3 protein-coding genes and 1 pseudogene are annotated in these 2,670 nt (G+C 52.4%); 1 reads left to right on the forward strand and 3 read right to left on the reverse strand.

Translation table 11 applies throughout. The annotated features are described in order from the left end of the window. Positions 1-234 precede the first annotated feature (234 nt). The 3 genes from ACQRD3_RS13375 to ACQRD3_RS13385 form a co-directional block, all read right to left on the reverse strand. Positions 235-729 (reverse strand): homocysteine S-methyltransferase family protein, encoded by a 495-nt coding sequence (locus ACQRD3_RS13375; protein WP_427781718.1) that lies wholly within the window; start codon positions 727-729, stop codon positions 235-237. Next, complete coding sequence (locus ACQRD3_RS13380; RefSeq protein ID WP_427781719.1) at positions 693-965, reverse strand: homocysteine S-methyltransferase family protein; 273 nt, start codon at positions 963-965, stop codon at positions 693-695. The genes ACQRD3_RS13375 and ACQRD3_RS13380 overlap by 37 nt, the downstream gene beginning before the upstream one ends. Positions 966-1,074: 109 nt before the next feature. Then, positions 1,075-1,347: a hypothetical protein gene (locus tag ACQRD3_RS13385; protein WP_427781720.1), complete on the reverse strand. Its 273-nt coding sequence runs from the start codon at positions 1,345-1,347 to the stop codon at positions 1,075-1,077. A 59-nt stretch (positions 1,348-1,406) separates the two neighbouring features. Between ACQRD3_RS13385 and ACQRD3_RS13390 the strand changes: the two are divergent. Continuing rightward, positions 1,407-2,161 (forward strand): annotated as a pseudogene (locus ACQRD3_RS13390) (IS5 family transposase). Positions 2,162-2,670 lie beyond the last annotated feature (509 nt).

A 2,670-nucleotide genomic window follows, 5' to 3' on the forward strand; every position in this document is an offset into this window, starting at 1 on the left:
AAGGGGCCAGGCTGTTGAAACGCTGCATCCCATTGCTGTGTTTTTAAAAATGTGAATTCTTTTGCAGTTTGGTTTGATCCAGCGTCTCCGCCATAAATTTTTCGATATTCCCAGTCGCTTTTTATGGAATATGGGGACAGGAACTGTCCCAGGAAGAGGCCATATCTGTATCTGAATTACAGCCGTCAGTACGTATAGGAGGGCTCACAGTCGGCTTAACGGTGAGCCCTCCTGTTATTTTTTGAGAGGCAGAACCATTACACGGGATTTTGTGCCATCGGAAATGTGCGTATCGCCGGTCTGACAGCAGCCGCCCACAGCAGATGCTCCTTCCATCATCCAGCGCCGGGCATAGTCCCCAAAGCGAAGAGCTGCCCGAGAGCCGTACCAGGTCTTGGTGGCGGGATCATACACTTCGCCGCTGTTGGGATAAACGCCGATGGGCAAATTACATGCCTGCCTGAGTTGGCCAATCAAACTGGAAATAAACTGAGGCGGCGTGCAGTTGACGCCGATCATCTTCAGGTGGGGATGTCCCTTAGACAAGGCGGCGGCACAGTCTGCTATCCGGTCACCCTCGTGGATATGGGCGCCGTCTTTGCAGGAAAAGCTGACCCAGTACTCTGCATTCAAGGACTCGGCAATCTGAGTTTCAATCAACACCTCGGACAGGGATGGCTGAGTCTCAATCATCAGCAGGTCACAGCCGGCGTTCCACAGCAGCTCCATGCGGCGCTGATGAAATTGCCGTACACCTCATCGGACACACCGTAGTTGCCGCGATACTCGGAACCGTCTGCCAGATAGGCCCCGTAAGGACCAACAGCGCCTAGGCAGAGAGGATAGACACGCCCGGAAGCTTTGCCCTCGGCCTGCCACCACTCGTCTCGCGCTTCTTTAAAAAATTCAACGGAGCGGATGATCAGATTTTCGGCCTCTTTCTCAGTATAGCCGGCTTTTGTCAATCCCGGGATGGTATCGCAACACGATAGATGCCACCAATTATATGTGTGTGTTCCGATGCGTTGCGAAAAACGAAAGCCAACATTTCACAAATGCATTCAGTCAAACAGTTTACGAATTTTTGCCTTGGCCTGCGGCTAACACCCACCCTCCTTTTCCGTCTGGCTCAGCCAAAATATCTGATGGAAGTGTGACCATGGGGCGTGATGCAGATGGAATATCCGCTTTGCTATAGGCAACATCGATGCTGTATTTCTTGTTGATTTTTCTGAGTCTGCTATTGTGAATCTGTTCAGCTTGCCCGTTGAGAATGATGTGCCCCTCCCTTTGGAGTTGTTGTTTGATTGCTTGAGCTTCTTGTTCGGAATAGTGTCCGTGCTTCATTAGGCCTTGTTTGAAACATAAAAGTTGCACAACAAACCAAGTTATGCGAAGCTAAGGGCATGAAACGATATGAATTAACAAAAGAACAATGGGGACGAATCAAGCTGCTGCCACCGGAAGAAACGGGGAAGCGGGGCCGCCCCCGGAGGATAACCGGACCATGCTAAACGGGATGCTTTGGATCGTCCGGAGCGGCGCTCAATGGCGTGAGCTGCCGGAGACCTATGGTCCCTGGCAGTCCGTGTACGCCCGATTCGCCAAATGGCGGGACGACGGCACCTTGGAAGCGGTATTTTACGCGCTGTCCGACGATGCGGACATGGAGACTCTGAGTGTAGACTCCACTTGCGTAAGGGTACACGAAAGTGCAAATGGCGGGGAAAAAACGGCGGATAAGGCGGTTGGCCGTACCAGAGGCGGGTGGAACACAAAGCTCCACGCTGTCGTAGACGGTCTGGGAAACCCGGTGGAGTTCCTTCTCTCCGCTGGAAATGACCACGATTCGGTTCACGCTGTTGAACTGCTGAAAAAGGTCAGAATCGGCGGGAGTACAGTGCTGGCAGACCGGGCCTATGGCGCCCGGACGATTCGGGAATATATCTCAGCGCACGGGGCCAGCTATGTGATCCCGCCGCAAAGCAACGTTTCCGATCCCTGGCCGGTTGACTGGCATCTGTATAAGAAGCGCCATCTGGTGGAGTGCTTTTTCCAGAAAATCAAGTGGTTTCGCAGAATTGCCACCAGATATGACAAGTCGGATGCTTCCTTTCTCGCCTTCGTTTATCTTGCCGCCATCGCTATTTTGTTGCTTTAGCACATCCTCTATCTTTTTTCAAACAAGGCCTAGAATCTCGCAGGTTTTTGTTAGGAAATAACGAAATAGGTTACAAAACATGAAGAAAGGCTACCGAATAGGGGCGAACCCCCAAACGGTAGCCTTTTTTCATTTTTCCGCTTTGAGCGGACAAGCCAATACGAACACGCCGCCAACCATGCAGATAGTCGCTTCCTGGCTCGTATGGCTCTCTTTTGGTGGACCTAATCGGGATCGAACCGACGACCTTACGGATGCGAACGCATTCGGGAGCGCAATTTGTAGCGCTTTCCGGCTGCTTTTAGCCCTTTCGTCTGGAAAGCGAATGGTCTTGTGTCCTCTTGTGCCAGTTGTTCCCACCTGTCCCGGAAACCTCTGTGGTATCCGTTGTGGTCATAGGTCAAGCCTCGCCGGAGTATCCGGCAGGGCTTGGCTGGCATCCGTGGCTTGATCGCAGCTCTGATTGCAGAGTTCGTCAACAACTTTCCGCGCCAGGGGATAGCAGGGCA

It is taken from the genome of Candidatus Pseudoscillospira sp. SGI.172 (genome assembly GCF_050313575.1).
Lineage (GTDB): Bacteria > Bacillota > Clostridia > Oscillospirales > Oscillospiraceae > Vermiculatibacterium.